Here is a 23,867-nt window from a genome sequence, read left to right as displayed (position 1 = left end):
TTAATGTATTGATGTTTACCAATTTCATGTTAAATACTTCAAGAATTCAAATCTTTTGAAGCTTTTAAAGAAATAAAAGCTGTAAGATTTTGACCCAAAAAATATCGCGAATGTGTGTTTTGATCTCATTCGCAAAAGTCAGTAAAATTACATGGCGATGGTATCGATTTGGAGCGACTTTTGGATTTGCGAAGCAAACCAAGGGAAGCGAGAAGTCGAAACCGGAGCCACACGAAACCGGAGCAGAGGAGGAACACATACCATGAGTAACTTAAAAGTATATCAATATGCCAAATGCGGCACATGCCGCAAAGCTGTAAAATGGCTTGAAGCTCAAGGACATGAGCTGGAGTTAATCCCTATTTTTGACTCACCGCCATCAGAATCTGAACTAACAGAACTCATCCAAAAGAGTGGACTGGAAGTGAAAAAGTTCTTTAATACGAGTGGGGAAGTATACAAAGAACAACAATTGAAGGACAAGCTTCCGGGCATGTCCGCTGATGAACAGATTCGTTTGCTGGCTTCCAATGGTCGACTGATCAAACGTCCGATCGTTACGGATGGAGAAAAGGTGACGGTTGGATTCAAGGAAGAAACGTACGAGCAGGAATGGAATAACGCATAAACGCGCTGAATATCAGCCTTGAATTGTTCAAAATTCAGGGCTTTTTTGGCTGAACGATGGTTGGCGGAACTATGCTATAATGATAGAATTAGTTTCGATATTTTATATGCTAGATTTAGATAGGAGAGAACAAATTCAAGTGAATCAACGTAATGAACCTACTTTGTTGCTGGTAGACGGTATGGCGGTGTTGTTCCGTGCTTTTTATGCGACATCTGCAAGCGGATATATCAGACGTACAAAAGCAGGATTGCCTACCAACGCAGTCTACGGATTTATCCGTTATTTCTGGGATGCGGTTCAGACTTTTGGGCCAAGTCATGTCGTATGTTGTTGGGATATGGGCGGTAAGACGTTCCGAGGTGAAGAATATGCAGCCTACAAAGGCAACCGGGCCGAAGCTCCGGATGACCTGATTCCCCAATTTGCTCTGATTCGTGAAGTCATGGATAGCCTGGGTATTCCGAATATAGGTGCACAAGGATTCGAAGCCGACGATTGCATCGGGACGCTTGCGAAGTATTATACCGAAGAGACCGATATGAATGTTATGGTATTGACGGGTGACCACGACATGTTGCAACTGATCAATGACCGCACAAGTATCATTATTATGAAAAAAGGCCATGGCAACTACATGGTGTACAACCCTGAAACGCTCATGGCTGAGAAACAACTGACACCTCGTCAAGTGATTGACATGAAGGGTCTGATGGGAGATGCCAGCGACAATTATCCCGGAGTACGGGGAATTGGTGAGAAAACAGCGTTGAAGCTTGTACAGGAATACGGCTCCATTGAAGGGATTCTGAGCAACATGGATAAACTGACCCCTTCGGTGCGTAACAAGATTGAGAATGATCTGGACATGCTTCATTTGTCCCGCAAACTGGCAGAGATTCATTGTGCTGTTCCGGTTGCCTGTGCGCTGGATATCTGTGAATTGCGTCTTGATCCGGATATGGTGATGGACAAGTTTGAACAACTTGAGATGAAGAGCCTTGGCTCTTGGATGGGAGTGGCAATAGGGTGAGCAACATGAATAACGTACGAACAGGCAAAAAGTGGTGGACAGGGGCTATGGCCCTCGTCCTGGCCTTGCCCGTAATTCTTTCGGGAGCAGTAAGTGCACCACAGACAGTGGATGCCAAAGCAGCAATTAACACCAAAGTACAGAAAGTAAAAGCAGCAGGACGTAATTTTACCGTACAGACCGTTTCGATTCCAAAGGGAACACCGGTTACCGTGGGACTCGCGAAGAAGCAAGTTGGCCAGACGGCAACATTGCCATCGATTGTGAAAGCCTATGGTGCGCAAGCAGCCATTAACGGAGCATTTTTTGAAGCATATAACGGAGCACCAGATCCATACGGTATGTTAATAGCAAATGGTAAGGTCATACATATTGGAAGATACGGAACATCCATCGGATTTAAGGAAGACGGCTCGGCGATCATGGATTCACTTCAGGTGAGTTTGACAGGTAAAGTAACGGATACAAAAGGTAAATCACGGAGTTGGTATGCAACCTTTATTAATCGAACACCTTCAGCGAACGCAAGCATTACGATGCTGTATACGCCTGAACGAGGTGCCACAGTCGGATTCAAAGGTGGCACTGCGGTTGTCATGGAGAAAGGTATCGTGACCAAAAAAGTGCCCAATACAAATGTAGCGATTCCTAAGAATGGCTCGGTACTGGTTTTCACAGGTAATCAGAAGTCTTCTTCGGACCGTTTCACCGTTGGTTCGACCGTAGAAATGAATTATAAGTATACGAACGCAGCAGGCAAAGAGATCCCTTGGCAAGATGTAGTGACTGCTGTTGGGGCAGGACCCCGTCTGGTAAAAGACGGTAAGGTAGCTGTCAATCCGACGAGCGAAGGTTTCAAGGATGCCAAGATTCTTAATGCTTCCGGAGCCAGAAGTGGTATTGCGATCATGGCGGACGGTTCTGTTATGCTGGCTACCGTTTCCGGAGCAACAATCAAGGAGTGGGCAGCGGTGATGCAGAAGCTTGGCGCCAAACAGGCCATGAATCTGGATGGCGGTGCTTCCTCGGGTATGTATGCCGGGGGCAAAATGCTGACTTCTCCAGGTCGGCTCTTGAGTAATACACTCGTATTTGGCGGCTCTGTGCGTTAAAAGAAAGTGATTATAGGAGGTATGACGCAAATGACACTCACATCTGATCGAAAGCCAGGGGAGGGCAATACAGCTGTTCTGGCCATTAATGTAGGACTGCCGCGGCCGCTCCCTGGGCAGAAGCGTGAAGTGCTGAGCGGCATTGTGAAACATCCTGTATCCGACGCGGTTTTCCTGTCATTCACTGGAATGACAGGGGACGCGCAGGCGGATCTGGTGCATCATGGCGGCCCTGACAAAGCCGTTTGTGTATACGATTACAGTCGTTATCCGGTGCTCGAACAACTGATGGATCGCAAGCTGGATTGGGGAGCTTGTGGAGAAAATCTGACGGTTGAAGGCTGTGCCGAAGAAGACGTACGGATTGGTGATGTGTACGAGTTGGGCGAAGCCACAGTGCAGGTCAGTCAGCCCAGACAACCTTGCTTCAAGCTGGGTGCGAGGTATGACTATAAGGAGCTGCCTGTTTATTTTCAGGAGAGTGGATATACCGGCTTTTACTTTCGTGTACTGCAAGAAGGTGAGGTAAGGCCTTCATCGATATTTCGACGGATCAGCACCGATCCAGCCTCAATGACGGTTCTTGAAGCCAATCGAATCATGCATCAGGGGAAAGAAAATGTCGAAGGTATTCAGGCGTTGCTGGCCATTTCTGCGCTGTCAGACAGCTGGAGGCAAACGTTAATGAAACGATTGTCCAAGCTGGAGAACAAGTAGCAGGGTAATTATCGTGTCATCAAGTAAAGCAATTCGAATTCCTTTTTAAACTAACTTGGGAGTGTGACTAACATGACGATCTTAGGCGCAATTGAAGCAGGCGGAACCAAATTTGTATGTGGTATTGGCACAGAAAACGGAGAAGTTCTGGAACGCGTAAGTTTTCCAACAACAACACCGGAAGAGACCATGGCTCAAGTGATTTCATTTTTTGAAGGCAAAGGCATTGAAGCTCTGGGTGTAGGTTCATTCGGTCCGATTGATCCGATTGAAGGAAGCCCAACATATGGCTATATCACAACAACACCTAAACCACATTGGGGACAGTATAACGTGATTGGCAAGCTCAAGGAGCATTTTGATGTGCCGATGACATTTGATACGGATGTGAATGGTGCGGCACTTGGAGAAGCAACCTGGGGCGCTGCACAAGGTCTTGAGAGCTGTCTGTATATCACTGTGGGTACAGGTATTGGTGCAGGTGCTGTGGTTGGCGGTAAAATGGTCCATGGATTGTCACATCCAGAGATGGGACATATCATTGTACGCAGACATCCGGAGGATACATACGAGGGTTTCTGTCCGTATCATGGTGACTGCCTCGAAGGCCTTGCAGCAGGTCCAGCCATTAACAAACGTTGGGAGCAACCGGCTTATGAACTGCCTGCAGATCATAAATCTTGGGAGATCGAAGCACATTACCTGGCACACGCCCTGATGAACTATGTTCTGATTCTCTCTCCGCAGAAAATTGTCATGGGTGGAGGAGTAATGAAGCAGGAGCACCTGTTCCCGATGGTTCGTAGCAAACTGCAGGAGTTGCTGGCTGGATACGTTCAGCATCCGGCACTTCAATCCGACATTGACCAGTATGTTGTTTCACCAGGACTTGGTGACAATGCGGGTCTGTGTGGTTCACTGGCGCTTGCCAAGTTGGCATTGAATAAGTAGGTCATTAAGGGATTGACGAATTTTACCATTGTGGTATGATATGGGCAACAGCATAGTACGGTTAATGAGGAAGCACCTCTCTTGCATGGATTTTGCAGGAGGGGTGTTTTTTTGTGCTGCCTATAGGTAGCATCTTTAACTCGTATAAGCTGAATATTCAAAGGGAGGGAACGAAAATGGAAGTCATTTTCATGAACAGATTGTCCAGAATGTCAGATCAGAATGCAGAGTATGCACAGTTATGGATTGGGGAAGAGGAAGATAGTTGGCAGCTGGGATGGAGTCGCTACGAGGAAGGAGAGCGTGAGGACAGCATCTGGTATGAAGGGACTTCTTGGGAGGAGCTGCTTCATATTTACCGTCATCAGCTTGCCATACAGATGAGTGAGGGGTACCGACCGCAGTTGCAGGGGTTATTTCATGAGAATGATGATCTGAAGTCACGCAGTTATGGTGGACAGCGGCTCCATTGTTACAGTGAGTTATACGGCAATGAGCAATTATATACGGATCTGTGCACATGGCGCAGGAAGAGAGCTGTGTCTGACCGGAAGGCACCGTATTTTATTGCAACGAATCGTCTGTTGCGTTTGATCAGTGCCTTTGTTCCGCAATCGCTGGATGAACTGATGCAACTTCCGGGCGTAGGAGAGAGCAAAGCAACTGAGTATGGTACGGAATGGATGGAGATTACAAACGGGTTGGAACGTTCAACGACATTCCCGCTGGACTGGGTATACACGGCGCTGAAGGAAGAAGAGTATGAGAGTTGGTTATACAAGCAGAGAGAGCAGAAGTACAAGCAGGAACTTGATAAGTTCACCACGCGTAAGCAGGTGCTTGAAGGCATGAAGGAAGGGTATACGTTAGAGGAGATTGTTAATCGATCCGGATTATCCCGACGCGAGTTGGTTGAGCTGTTAGAGGCACTGGATCACGAAGGTTATGACACCGATTGTCTTCTTGATGTGGAGCTGGCAGTGATGCCAGAGAACGAACAAGAGGCCGTATGGAGTGCGTATGAGGAGCTGGGAGATACGTTCCTGAAGCCAGTATTACATAAGGTGTATGGAGGAGAGAAACCCGATGGAGGAAGTCTGGAGCAGGTCTATGAAAGACTGCGCATGATTCGAATCCGCTTCCGTCGGCACGCAGAGACAGAGAAGAATGTTGGTTAATGATCAGAAATGAAAAAAGACGAGGCGTTTCTCCCGGAGGAGCGCTTCGTCTTTCTTATTTCATACGAGTTCATACCCAGTCTTTCTTGCGGAAAATGAAGAACATGCTCAGGCCCAGGGTAACCATCAGGCCAATCACAACAAAATAACTGTATTTCCAGTTAAGCTCTGGCATATTCGTAAAGTTCATGCCGTATATACCGGTAATGACCGTCAGCGGCATGAAGACCGTGGTAATGGCGGTAAATACACGCATGATCTCATTCGCCCGGTTCGCAATACTGGATTGGTAGGCTTCTCGCAAGTTGCCCATCAGGTCGCGATATGTCTCAAAGGTTTCAGATATTTTTACGGCATTCTCATAGATGTCACTGAAATACTTTTGCAGTTGATCATCGATGAGACGCAGATCTTTTTTGTTGAGTGTATTAATGACCTCTTTCTGAGGTCCGAGCACTTTCTTCAGCCACAGAATCTCACTGCGCAGCCCGATAATTTCACTCAAATGTGACTTTTTGGTGTGCATCAGAATGTCTTCCTCAAGCTTCTCGATTCGTGCTTCAATTCGGTCACCTACGGTGAAATAATTATCAACAATCAAGTCAACCAGCAAATACAGCAGACGATCCGGTGTACTGATTTCCTGTTCCCACAGGATCGGTTTCAGTGTGCGCAATTCGCTGATCTTGTGCTTGGTAACACTAATAATGAAATGTCTGCCAAGGAATAAGTTGACCGCACGTAGAAATATCTCTTCATCATCAAAACGGATGCTATTAATCACAATAAAATAATGGTTCTCATAAATTTCAATCTTCGGACGTTGTTCTTCGTCACTAAGACAGTCTTCTACAGCCAGATCATGCATCAAGAACAGCGGCTGAAGTACCGCCAAATCGTCTACGTCTGCATCAATCCAGTAAAATCCTTCCGCTGGTGGAGTCAGCGCCTGCTGAATGTCGTCCACCGGAATAAATACACCGTTGTTTACCAACCGGATTTTCATCGTTAATCTACTCCTTCTGCACCCGCCAACTTGGCGGATATTATCATTATGGGCGCAAAAAGAACAAATCAGCCGGTCGGCAGCGGAGCCTGGAGATCAGGGCTGCGTTCACTATATAATCAAACGGAAGTCACGTCCCGCTGCCGGCATGCTGATGTCAGTTCTCTATGCAGTTTGTCGGAATTCGGCTGCCAGTCAGGCCTCGGGTCGCCATCCATTTAATATGTCACCTCTCACATAAGGGTTTATAACACCTTGTTTAGTATACCGCTGGTACAAGGTGCTTTCAAGCGCAAAAATGTGTCTATTTCGCGCCCTGAGGCAGTGTATGACAACGGATGATGAACGGTTCCGATCTGGGAAGCAGACATCGAACTGCATCTTGACGTGAGGGCATTAATGTAATAAAGTAGACGGTGAACCATATTTAATTACAATCTAATACAGCGAAATCTTATCAAGAGTAGGTGGAGGGACTGGCCCGATGAAACCCGGCAACCGGCGGTATACCGCACGGTGCTAATTCTTGCAGCGACTAAGTGTCAGGTGGCACTGTTGTAACTGAGAGATGAGAGAGGCGCATATCTATTTTACATATGACCTTTCTCGAAATCCGAGGAAGGTCTTTGTCATATGCCCCGACTTCTCAGCAGTGATTTTCGCTAAGGAACTTGAGGTTGTTTGTAACGTTGGATGAAAGAGCAATTCAATGTTTTTACAAGCTCAAGGCAGTCTATAACTGTATTGATGTGAAGACATCAAGCCAGGGGTGGCTGCATCTATCTATGCACAAGGAGGAGTTAGACTTACTATGCCAATCAAAATACCCGATACGCTACCAGCAAAAGAAGTACTTGAAGGAGAGAATATCTTCGTCATGGATGAAACTTCTGCATATCAGCAGGATATTCGTCCACTCCGTATCGCTATATTAAACCTGATGCCCACAAAGGAAACGACCGAAACACAATTGCTTCGTCTGGTGGGAAACACGCCTATTCAGGTGGATGTCGTTCTCGTACATCCCAAATCCCATACGTCGAAGAATACGTCTCAGGAGTATTTGGATCTGTTCTATAAAACCTTTGATGAGATTGAACACCGTCGTTTCGATGGAATGATCATTACGGGCGCCCCTGTGGAACAGATGGATTTCGAAGACGTGAACTATTGGAATGAAATCCAGGAGATCTTCGAATGGACTAAAACCAATGTGACTTCAACCCTCCACATATGTTGGGCTTCCCAGGCAGGTTTATACCATCATTTTGACGTACCCAAGGTTGCACTTGATGAAAAGTGTTTTGGCGTTTTCCCACATACCATCAACAAACCACATGTTCCGTTGTTGCGTGGATTCGATGAAGTATTCAACGTTCCACATTCCCGTCATACGGAAGTGAGACGCGAAGATATTGAAAAGAATGAGAAATTAGAGATTTTGGCTGAATCTGAGGAAGCGGGGATCTTCCTGGTTGCTACCAGAGACGGCAAACAGATTTTTGCCACAGGACATGCCGAGTATGACCCGTTCTCATTAAAGTGGGAGTATGACCGGGATACAGCTAAAGGGTTGGATATCGCATTGCCTAGACATTATTATCCGAATGACGATCCTTCCCGTGTGCCACCAGCTACTTGGCGCGCTCATGCCAACTTATTATTCTCTAACTGGCTCAATTACTATGTGTATCAAGAAACACCTTACGATATTGGCCCGCAAATCTAATCGAGATTACAGGAGGATGCAGCAATGGAAGACAACAACAAGTTGAAAATCGAAAGCCGCTTAGCACAAATTGGGTCCATCAATGAACCGGTTACAGGCGCCATTAACTTTCCGATCTATCAATCCACTGCGTTTCGCCACCCGAAGCTTGGACAAAGCACGGGGTTTGATTATATTCGTACGACCAACCCAACTCGCAAAGTGTTGGAAGAGGCGGCCGCAGCGCTGGAGTCCGGTGATGCAGGATTTGCCTGTAGCTCAGGTATGGCCGCGCTACAAACCATCTTTGCCATGTTCGGTCAAGGGGATCATCTGATTGTATCGCTGGATCTATACGGCGGAACCTATCGTCTGCTTGAACGCATCTTGTCCCGTTTCGGTGTAACCGCAAGTTATGTGGATACAAATGACATTGCAGCACTGGAAAATGTTCGTCAGCCGAATACCAAAGCTGTATTTATTGAGACACCAACCAATCCGTTGATGATGATCACAGATGTGGAAGCTGTCGCTTCCTGGGCGAAAAGTTACAACCTGTTGACCATTGTTGACAACACGTTGCTGACTCCATTTTTCCAACGTCCGATTGAACTGGGTGCCGATATCATCATTCATAGCGCTACCAAATATCTGGGTGGACATAATGATGTGCTCGCCGGACTAATTATTACCAAGGGTGAGGCATTATCTGCTGAGATGGCGTTCCTGCATAATTCCATTGGAGCGGTATTATCTCCAAGTGACTCCTACCAGTTGATGAAAGGTATGAAAACGCTGGCTCTTCGCATGGAGCGTCATGAGCACAATGCACTTACTATTGCCAAATACTTGCTTGAGCACCCAGCGGTGGTTGAAGTGTATCATCCAGGTCTATCCGATCACCCGGGGTATGAGATACAGAACAAACAATCCACGGGTAATACAGGTATCTTCTCTTTCAAAGTGAAGGATGCACGTTATGTTGAACCGTTGCTGCGTCATATCCAACTCATTGCTTTTGCCGAAAGTCTCGGCGGAGTTGAATCACTCATGACTTATCCCGCAGTACAGACTCATGCGGATATTCCGCTTGAAATTCGTGAAGCCGTAGGTGTGGATGACCGTTTGCTCCGGTTCTCCGTAGGCATTGAACATGCAGATGATCTGATTGCAGATCTCGGCAATGCTCTGACAGTTGCACAACAGGAAGTGGAAGGAGGCGTGCACTCATGAGTGAGTCCAACAACAAGCCCAAATCCGAGTTAAAATTTGATACCAAATTGCTCCATTTTGGAGATGAGATTGACAAAACGACTGGAGCGTCCAGTGTACCGATCTACCAAGCATCAACATTCCATCATTTTGATATCTTCAATCCGCCTCAACATGATTACAGTCGTTCGGGTAATCCGACACGTCAGGCTTTGGAAGATTACATCACACTGCTGGAGGGCGGTGCACGAGGATTCGCCTATTCATCGGGAATGGCCGCGATATCCAGCGTGTTCATGATGTTCTCCGCAGGGGATCACATGATTGTAACGGAAGACGTATATGGAGGTACGTATCGTTTGCTTACTTCCATATTAAGCCGTATGCAGATCGAGACAACCTTTGTAGACATGACCAATATAGATGAAGTAAAAGCGGCACTCAAGCCAAACACCAAGGCAGTTTATATGGAAACACCGTCCAACCCTACACTACGAATTACGGATATCGCTGCCGTAACTGACTGGTCGAAGGAACATGACCTGATCACGATTCTGGATAACACCTTTATGACACCGTACTATCAGCGTCCAATTGAGCTTGGTGTGGACATCGTCGTACATAGTGCTACGAAGTTTCTCGGAGGTCACAGTGATGTACTCGCAGGGTTAGCTGTTGCTCGCACGGAATCACTTGGCGTACAACTGAAACAGTTGCAAAATGGACTCGGGACTGTACTCGGGGCACAAGAATCCTGGCTTCTGATGCGCGGGATGAAAACCTTGGGGGCTCGCATGGCTCATAGTGAACGAAGCACAGCCAAACTGGCGGCATGGCTTAATGAGCGCAGTGATATTACCGCTGTCTTTTATCCTGGACTGGAGGAACATCCGGGCCGTGAGGCACATGAGCGCCAATCCACAGGATATGGAGCTGTCGTTTCATTTGACGTCGGTTCAGGTGATCGTGCAAAAGCAGTTCTTAACCGGGTGAAGCTCCCCATTGTTGCTGTAAGCTTGGGAGCTGTGGAGAGTATTCTGTCCTACCCAGCGATGATGTCTCATGCGGCAATGCCGGCTGAGGTTCGCCGTGACCGTGGCATTACAGATGGGTTGCTGCGCTTCTCTGTAGGTCTGGAAGATATCGAAGATCTGATTGTAGATTTGGAGCAAGCACTTCAGGAATCCTAGCCCGAATACGCCGATGCGTATCACTTAAGTTCGAACTAATTCTTTTCCATATGTAAAAATTTTTACTTATTTTTAAAGCACCTGTACATAAGGTGCTTTTTTTCACATGTAACCTGTGTTACGATATGTGGAGTACAGAAATACGATGTTGCCACCAGAACTTGCTTCTCTTGAACAAGTTGGGACGGATCGTTATATAATTTCTCTTCATGAGGGAGGCTTTTTTACGATGAGTACGGTAGACCGTATCTTAGATAAAGCCCTTCGGGGCGAACGTTTGGACTTGGAAGACACGATTGAGCTATTTGAATCGAATGAAGTGGACAAAATCGGGGCAGCTGCTAATGTCATTATGAAACGCATGCACCCTGAACCATACAGAACATTTGTAATTGGGCGTAACGTCAACTACACAAACGTGTGTGATGTGTACTGCCGTTTTTGTGCTTTCTACCGCAGACCTGGTTCGGATGAAGGTTATGTGCTTCCGGACGAAGTTATTTTCCAGAAGATTCAGGAAACGGAAGATGTGAATGGTACCGAGATTTTGATGCAAGGTGGAACGAATCCAAACTTGCCTTTCAGCTATTATACAGACCTGTTGAAAGCCATCAAAGAGCGTTTCCCGAACATCACGATGCACTCTTTCTCCCCAGCGGAGATTATGAAAATGGTTGAAGTATCCGATGGCCTTACATTGGAAGAAGTTGTTCGTGCCATTCACGAAGCTGGACTGGATTCCTTGCCTGGCGGCGGCGCTGAAATTCTGGATGACCGCACACGTCGGAAGATCAGCCGTTTGAAAGGTTCATGGCGGGATTGGATGGACGTTATGCAAACTGCACACCGCATCGGAATGAACACAACGGCAACGATGGTTATCGGCCTTGGTGAATCGATGGAAGAGCGTGCATTACACTTGCTCCGTGTACGTGAAGCTCAGGACGAATGTATTGCGAACAAGTATGACTCCGAAGGTTTCCTGGCGTTTATTCCTTGGACTTTCCAGCCGGATAATACAAACCTCAAGCTGGAGCGTCAGACTCCAGAAGAGTACTTGAAGACTGTAGCCATCAGCCGCCTGGTGCTTGATAATATCAAGAACATTCAATCCTCTTGGGTAACGATGGGTCCTGAGATCGGTAAGAAGTCGCTTGAATTTGGCTGTAATGACTTCGGTAGCACGATGATTGAAGAGAACGTTGTATCTGCTGCTGGTGCAACATATAAAGTTAACATTGAATCCATTCTCCGTTTGATTCGGGAGTCCGGTTATATCCCGGCACAACGTAACACCCGATACGAGATTGTGCGCATGTTCGACGAAGAAAATGCCGTACATGAAGATTTCGTAATGCAGAACTAATTCTAATTAATTCAATACTACTCTCCATAAACTTTGATCGTTAGATAAGTATTTATGAAGCCAAGCCCGCTGACTACTCCGTTTGGAGAGACGGCGGGCTTTTTGATTTCTTTCTGTGGTTCGAGGTCATCAAACAGTACATGTTACGCAATTGGCGATATTTTATATTGAAATTGAACTGTTACAATGAAAGGGAACTTGTGTAGTCAGACACGCTGGAAGGGGTTAAACCGATGAAGAGAAGAATACTTGGCAAGACGGAACTGGACGTACCTGTATTGAGTTTTGGAGCATCCTCACTCGGTTCTGTATTTCGTAACATTGACCGGGACGAAGGGATTCGCACTATACATGCGGCCGTAGATGCGGGGATGAATTACATAGACGTTTCGCCTTACTACGGGCTGACAAAAGCGGAGTCCGTGTTGGGTGAAGCCATCCGCAGCTTGCCGCGCAGTTCATATATGTTATCAACCAAATCCGGACGGTATGGGGAAAATGAGTTTGATTTTTCACGTCAGCGGATTCTGGATAGCGTGCAAGAGAGCCTGGATCGACTGCATACAGACTATATCGACATTCTGTTCCTGCATGATATTGAATTTGTGCCAGCAGAGATCATCGTAGAAGAAGCCTTTCCAACGTTGCTACGTCTGAAAGAGCAGGGAGTTATACGACATGCGGGCATTTGTGGATTGCCCTTAACGTTGTTCGAGAAGGTTCTGCCACAGATCGATGCGGATGCGATCATCTCGTATTGTCATTATTCATTGAATGATACCTCATTATTATCGTTATTGCCTCTGTTGGAAAAAAAAGAAATTGGCCTCGTCAATGCTTCGCCTCTTTCTATGGGCTTGTTGAGTACCCGAGGGGCTCCTGCCTGGCATCCGGCAGACAATCGGGTGAAAGAGCTCTGCCTGAAGGCTGCCCGCTTCTGTGCAGAACAAGGCAGTGACATTGCCAAGTTGGCCGTGCAATTCTCCACGTCGAATGAACGAATTCCGACAACACTGGTGAGCAGTGCCAGCCAGCGCAATATCCTCAATAATGCAGCCTGGATAGAGGAACCGATCGATCAGAGCCTGCTGGATGAAGTGCTGCGCATTCTGGCTCCATTGCATAACGAGACGTGGTCAAGCGGACGACCTGAATATAATACGAAGCCAAGCAACACGTCAGCAGAAGCATCCAAGGGGGAACAACGATGAAAGCCATTGTATGTGAAGAAATAAATCAATTGAAGCTCCAGGACCTGCCTCAACCAGAACGAGCAGAAGGAGAGGCGTTGGTTGCCATTCGGCGGATTGGGATCTGTGGAACGGATCTGCATGCGTACAAAGGCAACCAGCCATTTTTCACCTATCCTCGTGTTCTGGGTCATGAACTGGCGGCTGTTATTGAAGAAATCGGTCCGAACGAAGCTGGGTTACAGCCTGGGGATCAGGTAAGTATTATTCCGTATCTGCACTGCGGTCACTGTATTGCATGTCGCAGTGGAAAAACCAATTGTTGTGCGTCCATGCAAGTCATGGGTGTGCACGTAGACGGAGGCATGAGAGAAAAAATTAACGTGCCTGTCTCACATCTGCTCTCAGCAGAAGGTTTGACGCTGGATGAGACGGCAATGGTAGAGCCATTAAGCATTGGAGCCCATGCTGTCAGAAGAGCAGGAATTAAACCTGGTGAGCATGTGGTTGTGATTGGAGCTGGCCCCATTGGGTTGGGTGTGATGGCATTCGCCAAACAGGCTGGAGCGCGTGTTATTGCCGTTGATCGTAATCTGGACAGGCTGGAGCTTAGCCGGACTTGGGCTGGAGCGGATGACCTAGTACAGGCCAATGAACATACTGTACAACAAGTGGCTGAAATTACGGGAGGCGACTATGCTACAGCTGTCTTCGATGCAACAGGTAACGTGAATTCAATGAATGAGGCCATTCAATATGTGGCGCATAGTGGTCAACTCATTTTTGTTGGACTGGTGAAAGCGGATATTACCTTTCATGACCCCGAATTTCACAAGCGGGAGATGAGTATCCTGGGCAGTCGAAACGCAACCCGTGAAGATTTTGAACAGGTCCTGTCGACCTTGCGTCAAAAGAAATTAAGTATGGATGGGTATATCACACACCGAGTGGAATTTGATGAGTTACCTACGGCAATAGACCAATGGTTTTTGCCAGATTCACATGTAGTCAAAGCTATCGTTGAACTATAATATCAATTAATTATAATAACAGAAAAAAACGCTCTCTGACCTTGGTGGACAATACTGTCCATCCATAGGGGAAGAGAGCGTTTTTTTATTTTTCCGGATTCGTTACAATACCCGCATGTGGATCAATGTGACGCACAATGGACTTCAACCAGATCATCTCCAGCACATGTACCTCATAATAAAGTGCACCCGGGATTTGCCTGATCCATCCTTCCGCCATCGCGAGTTGTGTTGAGTCAGAAGTGGCTTCCAGAATTCCAGGTTCACGGCGTAGCCGTTTGCGTACAGCTTTTTCAACTTGAGAGCTTTGTGTGGTCAATATGCATACTTTGCGTTTGGAAGAGAAGCCCCTGAACGCAATGTACACCATTTCATAAGCAATAAGGTAGGCGATTACGGAATACATCGCTTGGTCCCAGCCAAAGACAACACCAGCGGCTGTCAGTATCAACAAGTTAAGAAGCATGATTATTTTTTCGATAAGCATCCGTTTTCCGCTAAACACACGTTCAGGTGGGCGGGAAGACGGATCACCGATTTCCAGCGTATCCAGTGTCCCGCCATACCGCACGACGAGTCCAATTCCGAGTCCGAGGCATAATCCGCCAAACATGGCAGCAGCCAGCGGATGCTCTACAAGTGGCGGCATGGGATGAAGCACAATGGCACCGATCGAAAAGACAACCAGACCTAGAACAGTAACCAGTACAAATTTCTTCTGCACAATCTTGTAAGACAGAAATATAAACGGCACATTGAATAAAAATAGGAACAAACCAATCCTCATTTCGGTCCAGTGGGCGAAGAGTGAGGAAATGCCTGTAATGCCTCCAATAATAATCTTATTGGGGTGTAAGAACAATTCGAGTCCCACGGAGGCCAGAATTCCGCCCGCAATAACGAGAAACAGGTTTAACCAGCGGCGGGTAGACGATATCCTGGTCTTGGCGGTGTTTGGCACCGGATTAGCCGATATCAGAGGTGCTTTCATAGGTCATCCTCCTTAGTGCGGCTTTCGAGCCATTCTCCCTGGGTTAGTCACAGAAAGATCGGCGTAAGAGCCGCGAAGTACGTTAGTATGTCTGTTCTGTACAGACATAGGGATTATCCTTCTTTCTGCAGAACCTTTGGTTCTTCTTTCTTTTTCCGAGGATCTTTGAACTTGAATATTTTATCCAATAAACGGAATACATGTTTGGACTCTTTGGTTAATAAAGGACCCAGAATGGCCAGAATTAGGACATACAGCGCGGCAAACGGTTGAATCATTGGCAACAGTCCCCCGGCTTTACCCATGTTGGCCAAGATGATGGAAAACTCACCCCGTGACACAATGGTTAATCCAATATTCGCCGATGCTTTGGGTGATAGTCCTGCACTGCGCCCGGCCAGCATACCCGCCAGGAAGTTACCGAACAATGTAATAACAACTGCAATCATAGCTAACCATACGGCATCGCCACCCAAGGACAACGGATCAATGGACAATCCAAAGCTGAAGAAGAAGATTGCTCCGAAGAAGTCACGGAATGGTAGAATCAAGTGCTCAATCCGTTTTGCGTGTTCTGTTTCAGCAAGCACCAGACCAACCAGTAATGCACCAATCGCTTCGGCAACATGAATAGTTTCAGAGAAACCAGCTACCAGGAACAAGGCTCCAAATACAACGAGAGAGAATAGCTCATTCGATCGAATTTTAAGCAATTTGTTTAGTAGCGGTGTTGCTTTGCGTCCAAGGATAATCACGATAAGCATGAATCCGAGGGCAATAAGTGCAGACATGATGACGCCTCCGATGGAGGATGAATCACTAAGCACAAGTCCGGACAAGATCGAGATATATACAGCGAGGAATACATCTTCGAACATAATAATACCCAATATCATTTCTGTTTCCGGGTTGGCCGTTCGTTTCAAATCAACGAGTACCTTGGCCACAATGGCACTGGAAGAGATGGTAGTTATACCTGCGATAATAAGTGCTTCTGCAACTGGGAAACCGGACACAAAACCGAATATTAATCCCAGCGTAAAGTTAATGCCGATGTAGATCGATCCGCCAACTGCAATAGAGCGACCCGATTTAATTAAACGACCTACCGAGAATTCAAGTCCAAGGTAGAAGAGAAGGAACAGGATACCGATCCGACCCATAAATTCAATAAAAGGCTGACTCTCAATAAAACGGAAGTCCAGATGCCAGATTTTCATGGCATGTGGCCCAACGGCCATCCCGATCAGAATATAAAATGGAACGACCGAAAATCTTAGTTTTGCCGATAAAAGGCCGGCTGCTGCAATGAGCACAAGGGCCAGACCTACTTCGAATATCAAATGATCCATCTATTTACCCCCTTCCAGTCAGGAGGAGGGATTTAAACAGTTTCTGCTGATTGCGTTCGCCAACGGCTACCACCGTGGATTCTGCACTGATAACTACCTCCGGACCTGGGCTGATATGTTTTTTGTGATTTTTCTCTACAACGGCGATAACCGTTGCCCCAGAGTTTTGACGTACGTCCAATTCACCGATGGATTTACCGATACTTCCGAAGGATGGTTCGATTTTGTACCACTCGATAATCAGGTCGTCAAACGTTACTTCAATATTTTCAAGCTGTTTTGGTTTGTAAGTTAATCCGCCAACAATAGCAGCAATCTGTCGTGCTTCGTAATCGTCAAGTGTGATCATCGAGATGCTTTGATCGGGATCATCATACTCGAAGTGGTACATTTCCCGGCGACCGTCATCGTGAATAATTATGACAATTTTATCACCGCTGCTTGTTTCAATCTGAAATTTTTTGCCGATTCCCGGCAAGTCTGTTTCGCGTACATCCATGGATTGTTGCCTCCTTATAATTAGGGGCTGGCCATAGAAGACAGGCTTATTTCCCGAAAATGATTAATCTGCTGCTCAAGGGAACATCAAAAGATGCGGGTAAACAGAGCCAGAAATTCCTGACACAGCCATATGATTTGAATTTGTCGGTGTGGGTACAACAAAAATAGGTACTGTCATAAACATGGGTTTATCTAACGTGTGCTAAAAGGGTTATAAGTTATGCACAAGCGCACCGTCTTAAATTACAGAGGTGTCTTCATGCAAAAGCAACCTGTAAATACGTCGTAACGGCTAGTGAAGAGCGTTCACGTATTTTGGTGCTATAGGGGTGAGGGATACATACATGCTGGTAAACTTAATAGGTAGCAGAAATAATCTGCGTTTAAACAGACAATACCACGGTTTAAAGGACAGACCCGTTGTAGGGATTCGCAGCATCAATAACAATGCGAGGACAAGAAAGACAGGCTTATTATGCGTAACCGCAATCAGCTTGGACATAACTTGTGGATATTTGCGAATGACAGGTTTCTGCTGGGATTCGGGTATTTGCAACAGCACTTCCTTGTTGGAAGTTGCTTCTACAGACACCCCAACGGCAGATTCGGACTGCATCGGAATAGGGAAGCACAAGGCTTGGAAAACGCACAAAATGATAATGATAGTGTAGTGGAGTATTCTAGGTTGTTGTCTCATTTTGGCTTCCCTCCTTTCCCGTGAAATATACTGTTATTAAAATAATAACACATTTTTGTCTTAACTCCAAACCTCTTTATAATATACTGAGAAATCATGACACGCTTTCCATCAATCCGCTTCGTATATCCCCCTCGGCCTTGCCATATACTTTGAACAGGAAGGAAAGGAGTGATTCTTGTGGAACTGTTTGCTGTATGGACCGATGTATCGGGGCAAGAGGAAGCGGATCAATTTTATCGTTGTGTCAAGGAAAAAACCAAAGGTTTACATATAAGTAAAAGAGGATTTCGACTCACCTTCAAACATAATGATGGAAGAGCAACCTGGGTGTGCAGAGGGAATGAGAATCACGAAGACTTCCAGCAATGGCTTCCCCGGATCAGTGATCTGCTCTCCCTTGGACTCGCCGACTTCATCATGGAGACACAAGAACGGAGCATGGTGGAGGATATGATCGCCAAGGCGTGTTCTGTCATGGATGAGCATGAGGTGGAAAAGGTCAATCGAATCTGCATGCCACTTCTATTAAATGGTGATCTGGATCAGCCCGGACTTCGAGAGCGCCGTCGTACTACGTTAGCCAGTGGACTACGGCAGGACCTGGAGGATGTTCACTTTTTTCACCTTGAAGGCATTATCAACTTCCGCATACGGCCATATAAGCAGGAGCTTCAGGAATTAGTGGAGTATGCGCTGGATGAGTTCTGGATGGATCGGCAGTATGAAGAGTTTATGGGGCTGTTGAAATATTTTGTGTTTTTTCAAGAAGCCAAAGTACCTCTGGTTCATCTTGTACACAAGGGAATGCATGAATTTCAGGTCCTGGATGCTGGACTTAATCTGTTACCCGTGCAAAAGGATGAACAGGTCGTTGTGGAAATGCCGGGTCTGGAACTGGAGATGGATATTGAAGATATGATTGTAAGTACACTCATCTCGATCTCTCCTGAGAAGGTCATGCTCCATACACGCACCCCGGATCTGCCAATCATCTCAACCATATGCCAGATCTTTGAAGACAAAGTGCAAATATGTCATCATTGCCCGGAATGCGAAGTGCTGCGCTCAGGATTGTTGACAGGTCTTGACGCAAGTGATCTCGGCAATTATAATAACTGTTGATCCATGAATTTTTCATGTGAACCATTGAACCAAAAGCGATGACAAAGACAACAACCACACGCAAGATCGGTGCAGAGAGAGGAACCTAGGCTGAAATTTCCTCCGGATATCACGTATGGTTTACCCCTTTGTAGCTGCAATTTTGAAAGTGGAGTTAGAATATCGCCTTTATTGGGGATTATCCGCGAGTAAGGATCTGCCGGGTCATGCCCGTTATCGTCATGCCAATGAGGGCTGTATTTCCGAATATGGATGAATCAGCTGAATTAGGGTGGAACCACGAGTATATATCACTCGTCCCTTTGCCGGGACGGGTGTTTTTTGCGTTCCTTTGCAAAATGACTGGAATAGCAATAGATAATCAGTCCATAAATATCTGGACACGAAGGTTACATTAACAGGAGGAATGAGACAAATGGCAGTGAACATTAAATTACCGGATGGTTCGGTACGTGAGTACGCGGATGGCAGTAGCATTGAGGACGTAGCCGCTTCAATTAGCAGCGGATTGCGCAAAAATGCCGTAGCCGGCAAGCTGGATGGTATCGTGGTGGACTTGTCCACAACACTTCATGAAGGAGCATTGGTGGAGATCGTAACTCTGGATTCACCAGAAGGACTTGAAGTGATGCGTCATAGTACAGCTCACTTGATGGCTCAAGCAGTGAAACGTTTATATGGTAACAAAGAGGTACGCCTCGGTATCGGCCCTGTCATTGAAGATGGTTTCTACTATGATATGGACCTCGAACATGCGCTCAATCCTGAAGATCTGCAAAAGATCGAGAAGGAAATGGAACGTATTGTGAATGAGAACTTGCCAATTGTACGTAAGGAAGTTAGCCGCGAGGACGCGATCAAAACGTTCGAAGAAGTGGGCGATCCTTACAAACTTGAGTTGATTCGTGATTTGCCAGCGGACAGCGTGATTACGATTTATGAGCAAGGTGAATTCTTCGACTTGTGTCGTGGCCCTCACGTACCATCAACTAGCAAAATCAAAGTGTTCAAACTGATGAATGTCGCGGGTGCTTACTGGCGTGGAGATAGCAAAAACAAAATGCTTCAACGTATCTATGGTACGGCTTTTGTGAAAAAAGCACAGCTGGACGAGCATTTGCACTTCCTCGAAGAAGCTAAAAAACGGGATCACCGTAAGTTGGGTAAAGAGCTGGAAATGTTCACATTCTCCCAACTGGTCGGTCAAGGCTTGCCAATCTGGTTGCCTAACGGTGCGAAGCTGCGCCGTACTCTGGAGCGTTATATTGTGGATCTGGAAGAAAGCTTGGGATACCAGCATGTATACACACCAGTTCTGGGTAACGTGGAATTGTACAAAACATCTGGACACTGGGAGCACTACCAGGAAGATATGTTCCCGAAAATGGTAATGGATAACGAGGAACTTGTTCTCCGTCCAATGAACTGTCCTCACCATATGATGGTGTACAAGTCTAGCATGCACAGCTACCGTGATCTGCCAATCCGTATTGCAGAGCTTGGTATGATGCACCGTTATGAAATGTCGGGGGCATTAACAGGTCTGCATCGTGTACGTGCAATGACACTGAACGACTCACACATTTTTGCACGCCCGGATCAGATCAAAGAAGAGTTCGCTCGGGTTATCGAGTTGATTCAAACAGTCTACAAGGATTTCGGTATTAACGAATACCGTTTCCGTCTGTCCTATCGTGATCCGCAGGATACCGAGAAATACTTCCAGAACGACGAGATGTGGGAGATGTCCCAACGCATGCTGCGTGAAGTTGTGGAAGAACTTGACCTTCCTTTCTATGAAGCAGAAGGTGAAGCGGCGTTCTACGGTCCAAAACTGGATGTTCAGATCAAAACAGCTCTGGGCAAAGAAGAGACATTGTCTACGGTTCAACTGGACTTCCTGTTGCCTGAGCGCTTTGAACTTGAATATGTAGGAGATGACGGACAGAAACATCGTCCGGTCGTTATTCACCGCGGTGTAATTAGTACAATGGAACGTTTCACAGCATTCTTGCTGGAGAACTTTGCAGGAGCTTTCCCGCTGTGGTTGTCTCCGGTTCAGGCAAAAGTGATCCCGGTATCCGGAAACTTCGACGATTATGCGCGTGAAGTGGAAGCGAAGCTGAAACGTGCGGGAATCTCTGCTGAAGCCGATCTGCGGAACGAGAAGCTTGGATATAAAATCCGTGAGGCGCAGCTTGAGAAAATGCCTTATATGTTTGTTGTTGGTGAGAATGAGCGTAATGCAGAAGCCGTATCCGTGCGTAAGCGTGGAGAAGGCGATCTGGGCATGAAACCGGTCGATGAAATTATCGCTCAATTGAAAGAAGAAATCGCTACACGTTTGGTATAAATGAACAAATGATCTATCAGATAACCAGTGCATAAGTTGCGCTGATCACTCTGCATAACGCCTGGATAACATGGGATTGACCTATGTTATTCAGGCGTTTTTTCGTAGTGTTTGCAGTAAAAAGTATAGATTAATTGCTTTTTGGAAAACCTTTGCAGTGAGGGGGAGGTTATACAATGAAAAAGCAATTCTCAATTCAAAAGAAACATATACGGGGTCTATTGGTTGGCTGTGTGATGTTCGCCGGGATGATGATTAACCTGAATCAGGCGGATGCCTATACATTTGAAGAGGAAAGTACAGTACTGCATGTCGAGAGTCAGAGCAGCGGCAGTGAAGGTCCAATTATTGAAACTTCGAGCAAGTCTGATCAAGAATTTCCGGAACAGGTTAGCCATCAATACAGCGATGAGGCTCAGTTGACGACCATGGTGTATATGGCTTTATTGTGGTCACCACAACCAATGGTCATTCCAAGACCTGAGCTTCCAGAGAAACAAGTGGCAGATCCGTCTATGCCTGTGCTTGCTCCGCGTTCAGAACAAATCCTGGGTACACAAAAGGTTACAGCAACGGGATATACGGCAGGTGTTGAGTCTACAGGAAAAGGACCCAAACATCCTCAATACGGAATTACGTATTCCGGTGTCAAAGTACGTCGTGATAAAGAAACAGTTTCCACGATTGCAGCTGATCCAAAATTGTTCCCAATGGGTTCCATTCTGTACATTCCAGGCTATGGTTACGGAATTGTTGCAGATACGGGTTCAGCGATCAAAGGCAATAAAATCGATCTGTATTTCCCGACTACCAAGCAAGTGTACAAAGAGTGGGGCAAAAAGGATGTGGAGGTACAGGTGATCAGGCAAGGCGCTGGGAAATGCACAGAAAAGATGCTCAGCGAGTTGGCCGATGCAATCGACGTGTACAAATCTGTACCGAATTCGTGGTTGGACAAGGCCATTTAATTTCACATGTTGAACATGAATAACTGAAGTGCTCTCTCCACATAATACTGACTGGGACGAACCCCGCGGTGCAGCAATGCATCGTAAATATGAAGAGAGAGGTGATTCGTTGTGGCTAAAAAATCACAAGGGTACCAAACGCCAAACGAGAAGTACAATGCAGAGTTTGGAGAAGAGAATGCAGCAGCAAAAGTGAAGCAATCCGCTCAAAACAAAGTACAAGATAATTTCCAAACACCTGATGAAAAATACAATGCCGAGTTCGGTGTAGAAAACACAGGCCAAACTGGCCAAGGTCAAGGCAAAGCATCAAAATACAAAAAATAATTGAAGATTCATTAATCAAATGATGATTCACCACCCTGGAGCAGCAGCTCCGGGGTGTTTTGCATATGCGAAGTTTTTTTACATTAATATCCTCTGATCTCAGTCTCGAGACCGAGATGAATTCCACCTGCCGCCGCTGTTCTCATTGTCTTGTCTGAGTTACACTGGATACATAATACAGACAAAGGAGACATGAGCGATGAAACGATCGACGCGTGACCGCTGGTGGGTTGGCATACCTCTTATTGCTATTGGTGCGATGATCTTGTTCAGACAATTGGGATATGACATTGATGTAGGATATATTTTCAGAACATATTGGCCGTTATTTCTAATCTGGTGGGGGGTCAAAGGAATCTCCGAGATTCGTCGCAACGGAGGTTACGCCTTTATAGGACCGGTAATTGTACTGGCGATTGGTGGTTACTTTCTTGCCCGTAATCTGGGATGGATTGATTACTCCATGGGGGAGTTCATTCGTTATCTGATCCCGGTTATGCTGATTGGAGGAGGATTGTTCGTACTGATCGGGCCACGACGTCGTGATCGGAAACATCATGACAAGATGCAGCCATCTCCAGCACCTGAGCAACCTTATAAACCGTTGGCTCCAGAGGATCTGGAGATGCCGTCATCGTTTGACGAACAGTTCGAGAAAACATTTGGCAAACCAAAACAGGAACAGAAGAACGATGCACATGGCCCTCATTTCACAGGATCAACGGATTCATCATCACAAGGGCATCAATATAAGAAGAAACATCAATCGTATAACTCTAACGATACCGGATACGGAGAACATTATGATGATGGCTACGGAAATGGTTATGGGGATTATGGCAGTGGCAATACCGTTAATAAATCGGCGTTCATCGGTGATCTGTACATGGGGCAGGAAGTGTTCTCGTTGAAACCAATGAACATCTCGGCTTTTATCGGAGATACCGTAATTGATTTGACCAAAGCACAGATTCCATACGGTGAGACGAAGATTGTCATTTCTTCATTTATTGGGGATGTGAAAGTATTTGTTCCGGAAGATATGGATCTGGGTGTGACGGTGACGACAAATTCCTTCATTGGAGATATGTCACTGTTGAATCAGAAACGCGGCGGATTCCTGAGTAGTGCCCAGGCTGAAACTGCCCATTACCATGAAGCAAGCAAAAAAGTACGGATTATTGTAAGTGTGTTTATCGGAGACGTCAAAGTGAATAAGGTGGGTTAATGC

22 protein-coding genes and 1 riboswitch are annotated in these 23,867 nt (G+C 46.2%); of the genes, 17 read left to right on the top strand and 5 right to left on the bottom strand.

What is annotated here, in order from left to right; translation table 11 throughout:
• Nucleotides 1-262 precede the first annotated feature (262 nt).
• The 6 genes from MKY28_RS17070 to MKY28_RS17045 all read left to right on the top strand — a co-directional run bounded on the left by MKY28_RS17070 (nucleotide 263) and on the right by MKY28_RS17045 (nucleotide 5,619).
• Nucleotides 263-628 (top strand): arsenate reductase family protein, encoded by a 366-nt coding sequence (locus MKY28_RS17070; RefSeq protein ID WP_017689621.1) that lies wholly within the window; start codon nucleotides 263-265, stop codon nucleotides 626-628.
• 139 nt (nucleotides 629-767) lie between these two features.
• Nucleotides 768-1,661 carry a 5'-3' exonuclease gene (locus tag MKY28_RS17065; RefSeq protein ID WP_017689620.1) on the top strand — a complete coding sequence of 298 codons (894 nt, stop codon included), beginning with the start codon at nucleotides 768-770 and terminating at the stop codon, nucleotides 1,659-1,661.
• A gap of 5 nt (nucleotides 1,662-1,666) precedes the next feature.
• Entirely contained in the window at nucleotides 1,667-2,773 is a 1,107-nt protein-coding gene (locus tag MKY28_RS17060; protein ID WP_306068570.1) for a phosphodiester glycosidase family protein, read from the top strand.
• A 30-nt stretch (nucleotides 2,774-2,803) separates the two neighbouring features.
• On the top strand, nucleotides 2,804-3,490 hold the full coding sequence (locus MKY28_RS17055) for an MOSC domain-containing protein (RefSeq protein ID WP_340936451.1): 687 nt from the start codon (nucleotides 2,804-2,806) through the stop codon (nucleotides 3,488-3,490).
• Nucleotides 3,491-3,562: 72 nt separating this feature from the next.
• Nucleotides 3,563-4,441: an ROK family protein gene (locus MKY28_RS17050; protein WP_340936450.1), complete on the top strand. Its 879-nt coding sequence runs from the start codon at nucleotides 3,563-3,565 to the stop codon at nucleotides 4,439-4,441.
• A gap of 176 nt (nucleotides 4,442-4,617) precedes the next feature.
• Complete coding sequence (locus MKY28_RS17045; protein ID WP_047844208.1) at nucleotides 4,618-5,619, top strand: HRDC domain-containing protein; 1,002 nt, start codon at nucleotides 4,618-4,620, stop codon at nucleotides 5,617-5,619.
• Nucleotides 5,620-5,689: 70 nt separating this feature from the next.
• Here the strand turns inward: MKY28_RS17045 and corA are convergent, their stop codons facing one another.
• A complete protein-coding gene (gene corA, locus MKY28_RS17040; RefSeq protein ID WP_036610074.1) occupies nucleotides 5,690-6,625 on the bottom strand; it encodes a magnesium/cobalt transporter CorA in 936 nt (311 codons plus the stop codon).
• 451 nt (nucleotides 6,626-7,076) lie between these two features.
• Nucleotides 7,077-7,200, top strand: a riboswitch (SAM riboswitch).
• Between the two features lie 236 nt (nucleotides 7,201-7,436).
• On the opposite strand from corA, the gene metA reads away from it, so the two are divergent.
• From metA to MKY28_RS17010, 6 genes are all read left to right on the top strand, one after another.
• A complete protein-coding gene (gene metA, locus MKY28_RS17035) occupies nucleotides 7,437-8,354 on the top strand; it encodes a homoserine O-acetyltransferase MetA (protein ID WP_340026918.1) in 918 nt (305 codons plus the stop codon).
• A 24-nt stretch (nucleotides 8,355-8,378) separates the two neighbouring features.
• On the top strand, nucleotides 8,379-9,566 hold the full coding sequence (locus MKY28_RS17030; RefSeq protein ID WP_340026917.1) for a PLP-dependent transferase: 1,188 nt from the start codon (nucleotides 8,379-8,381) through the stop codon (nucleotides 9,564-9,566).
• Nucleotides 9,563-10,735, top strand: a complete 1,173-nt coding sequence (locus tag MKY28_RS17025; RefSeq protein ID WP_340936449.1) for a trans-sulfuration enzyme family protein — start codon at nucleotides 9,563-9,565, stop codon at nucleotides 10,733-10,735. Before MKY28_RS17030 ends, MKY28_RS17025 begins: the two co-directional genes overlap by 4 nt.
• Before the next feature lie 229 nt (nucleotides 10,736-10,964).
• Nucleotides 10,965-12,101 carry a cyclic dehypoxanthinyl futalosine synthase gene (gene mqnC / locus MKY28_RS17020; protein WP_047844209.1) on the top strand — a complete coding sequence of 379 codons (1,137 nt, stop codon included), beginning with the start codon at nucleotides 10,965-10,967 and terminating at the stop codon, nucleotides 12,099-12,101.
• Between the two features lie 233 nt (nucleotides 12,102-12,334).
• Nucleotides 12,335-13,312 carry an aldo/keto reductase gene (locus tag MKY28_RS17015; protein ID WP_340936448.1) on the top strand — a complete coding sequence of 326 codons (978 nt, stop codon included), beginning with the start codon at nucleotides 12,335-12,337 and terminating at the stop codon, nucleotides 13,310-13,312.
• Nucleotides 13,309-14,322 (top strand): zinc-binding alcohol dehydrogenase family protein, encoded by a 1,014-nt coding sequence (locus MKY28_RS17010; RefSeq protein ID WP_340936447.1) that lies wholly within the window; start codon nucleotides 13,309-13,311, stop codon nucleotides 14,320-14,322. The genes MKY28_RS17015 and MKY28_RS17010 overlap by 4 nt, the downstream gene beginning before the upstream one ends.
• Nucleotides 14,323-14,407: 85 nt before the next feature.
• Here MKY28_RS17010 and MKY28_RS17005 read toward each other — a convergent pair whose 3' ends face one another.
• The 4 genes from MKY28_RS17005 to MKY28_RS16990 all read right to left on the bottom strand — a co-directional run bounded on the left by MKY28_RS17005 (nucleotide 14,408) and on the right by MKY28_RS16990 (nucleotide 17,863).
• Complete coding sequence (locus MKY28_RS17005; RefSeq protein ID WP_051447155.1) at nucleotides 14,408-15,313, bottom strand: YitT family protein; 906 nt, start codon at nucleotides 15,311-15,313, stop codon at nucleotides 14,408-14,410.
• Nucleotides 15,314-15,426: 113 nt separating this feature from the next.
• Nucleotides 15,427-16,665: a cation:proton antiporter gene (locus MKY28_RS17000; RefSeq protein ID WP_340936446.1), complete on the bottom strand. Its 1,239-nt coding sequence runs from the start codon at nucleotides 16,663-16,665 to the stop codon at nucleotides 15,427-15,429.
• 4 nt (nucleotides 16,666-16,669) lie between these two features.
• Nucleotides 16,670-17,164 (bottom strand): cation:proton antiporter regulatory subunit, encoded by a 495-nt coding sequence (locus MKY28_RS16995; protein WP_036610059.1) that lies wholly within the window; start codon nucleotides 17,162-17,164, stop codon nucleotides 16,670-16,672.
• 294 nt (nucleotides 17,165-17,458) lie between these two features.
• On the bottom strand, nucleotides 17,459-17,863 hold the full coding sequence (locus MKY28_RS16990; protein WP_051447154.1) for a hypothetical protein: 405 nt from the start codon (nucleotides 17,861-17,863) through the stop codon (nucleotides 17,459-17,461).
• Nucleotides 17,864-18,043: 180 nt separating this feature from the next.
• Between MKY28_RS16990 and MKY28_RS16985 the strand changes: the two genes are divergently transcribed.
• From MKY28_RS16985 to liaF, 5 genes are all read left to right on the top strand, one after another.
• Nucleotides 18,044-18,988, top strand: a complete 945-nt coding sequence (locus tag MKY28_RS16985) for a putative sporulation protein YtxC (protein ID WP_124113713.1) — start codon at nucleotides 18,044-18,046, stop codon at nucleotides 18,986-18,988.
• Between the two features lie 415 nt (nucleotides 18,989-19,403).
• Nucleotides 19,404-21,341 carry a threonine--tRNA ligase gene (thrS, locus tag MKY28_RS16980; RefSeq protein ID WP_036610058.1) on the top strand — a complete coding sequence of 646 codons (1,938 nt, stop codon included), beginning with the start codon at nucleotides 19,404-19,406 and terminating at the stop codon, nucleotides 21,339-21,341.
• A 428-nt stretch (nucleotides 21,342-21,769) separates the two neighbouring features.
• Nucleotides 21,770-22,309, top strand: coding sequence for a 3D domain-containing protein (locus MKY28_RS16975; RefSeq protein ID WP_435303343.1), 540 nt, complete (start codon nucleotides 21,770-21,772; stop codon nucleotides 22,307-22,309).
• A gap of 111 nt (nucleotides 22,310-22,420) precedes the next feature.
• Nucleotides 22,421-22,636, top strand: coding sequence for a hypothetical protein (locus MKY28_RS16970; protein WP_036610057.1), 216 nt, complete (start codon nucleotides 22,421-22,423; stop codon nucleotides 22,634-22,636).
• A 199-nt stretch (nucleotides 22,637-22,835) separates the two neighbouring features.
• Nucleotides 22,836-23,864 (top strand): cell wall-active antibiotics response protein LiaF, encoded by a 1,029-nt coding sequence (liaF, locus tag MKY28_RS16965; RefSeq protein WP_340936444.1) that lies wholly within the window; start codon nucleotides 22,836-22,838, stop codon nucleotides 23,862-23,864.
• Nucleotides 23,865-23,867: the final 3 nt, after the last annotated feature.

The sequence above is a fragment of the Paenibacillus sp. FSL R5-0473 genome (assembly GCF_038004565.1).
GTDB lineage: Bacteria > Bacillota > Bacilli > Paenibacillales > Paenibacillaceae > Paenibacillus > Paenibacillus amylolyticus.
Note: the sequence above shows the minus strand (reverse complement) of the source record. Positions and strands in the feature narration are given on the sequence as shown.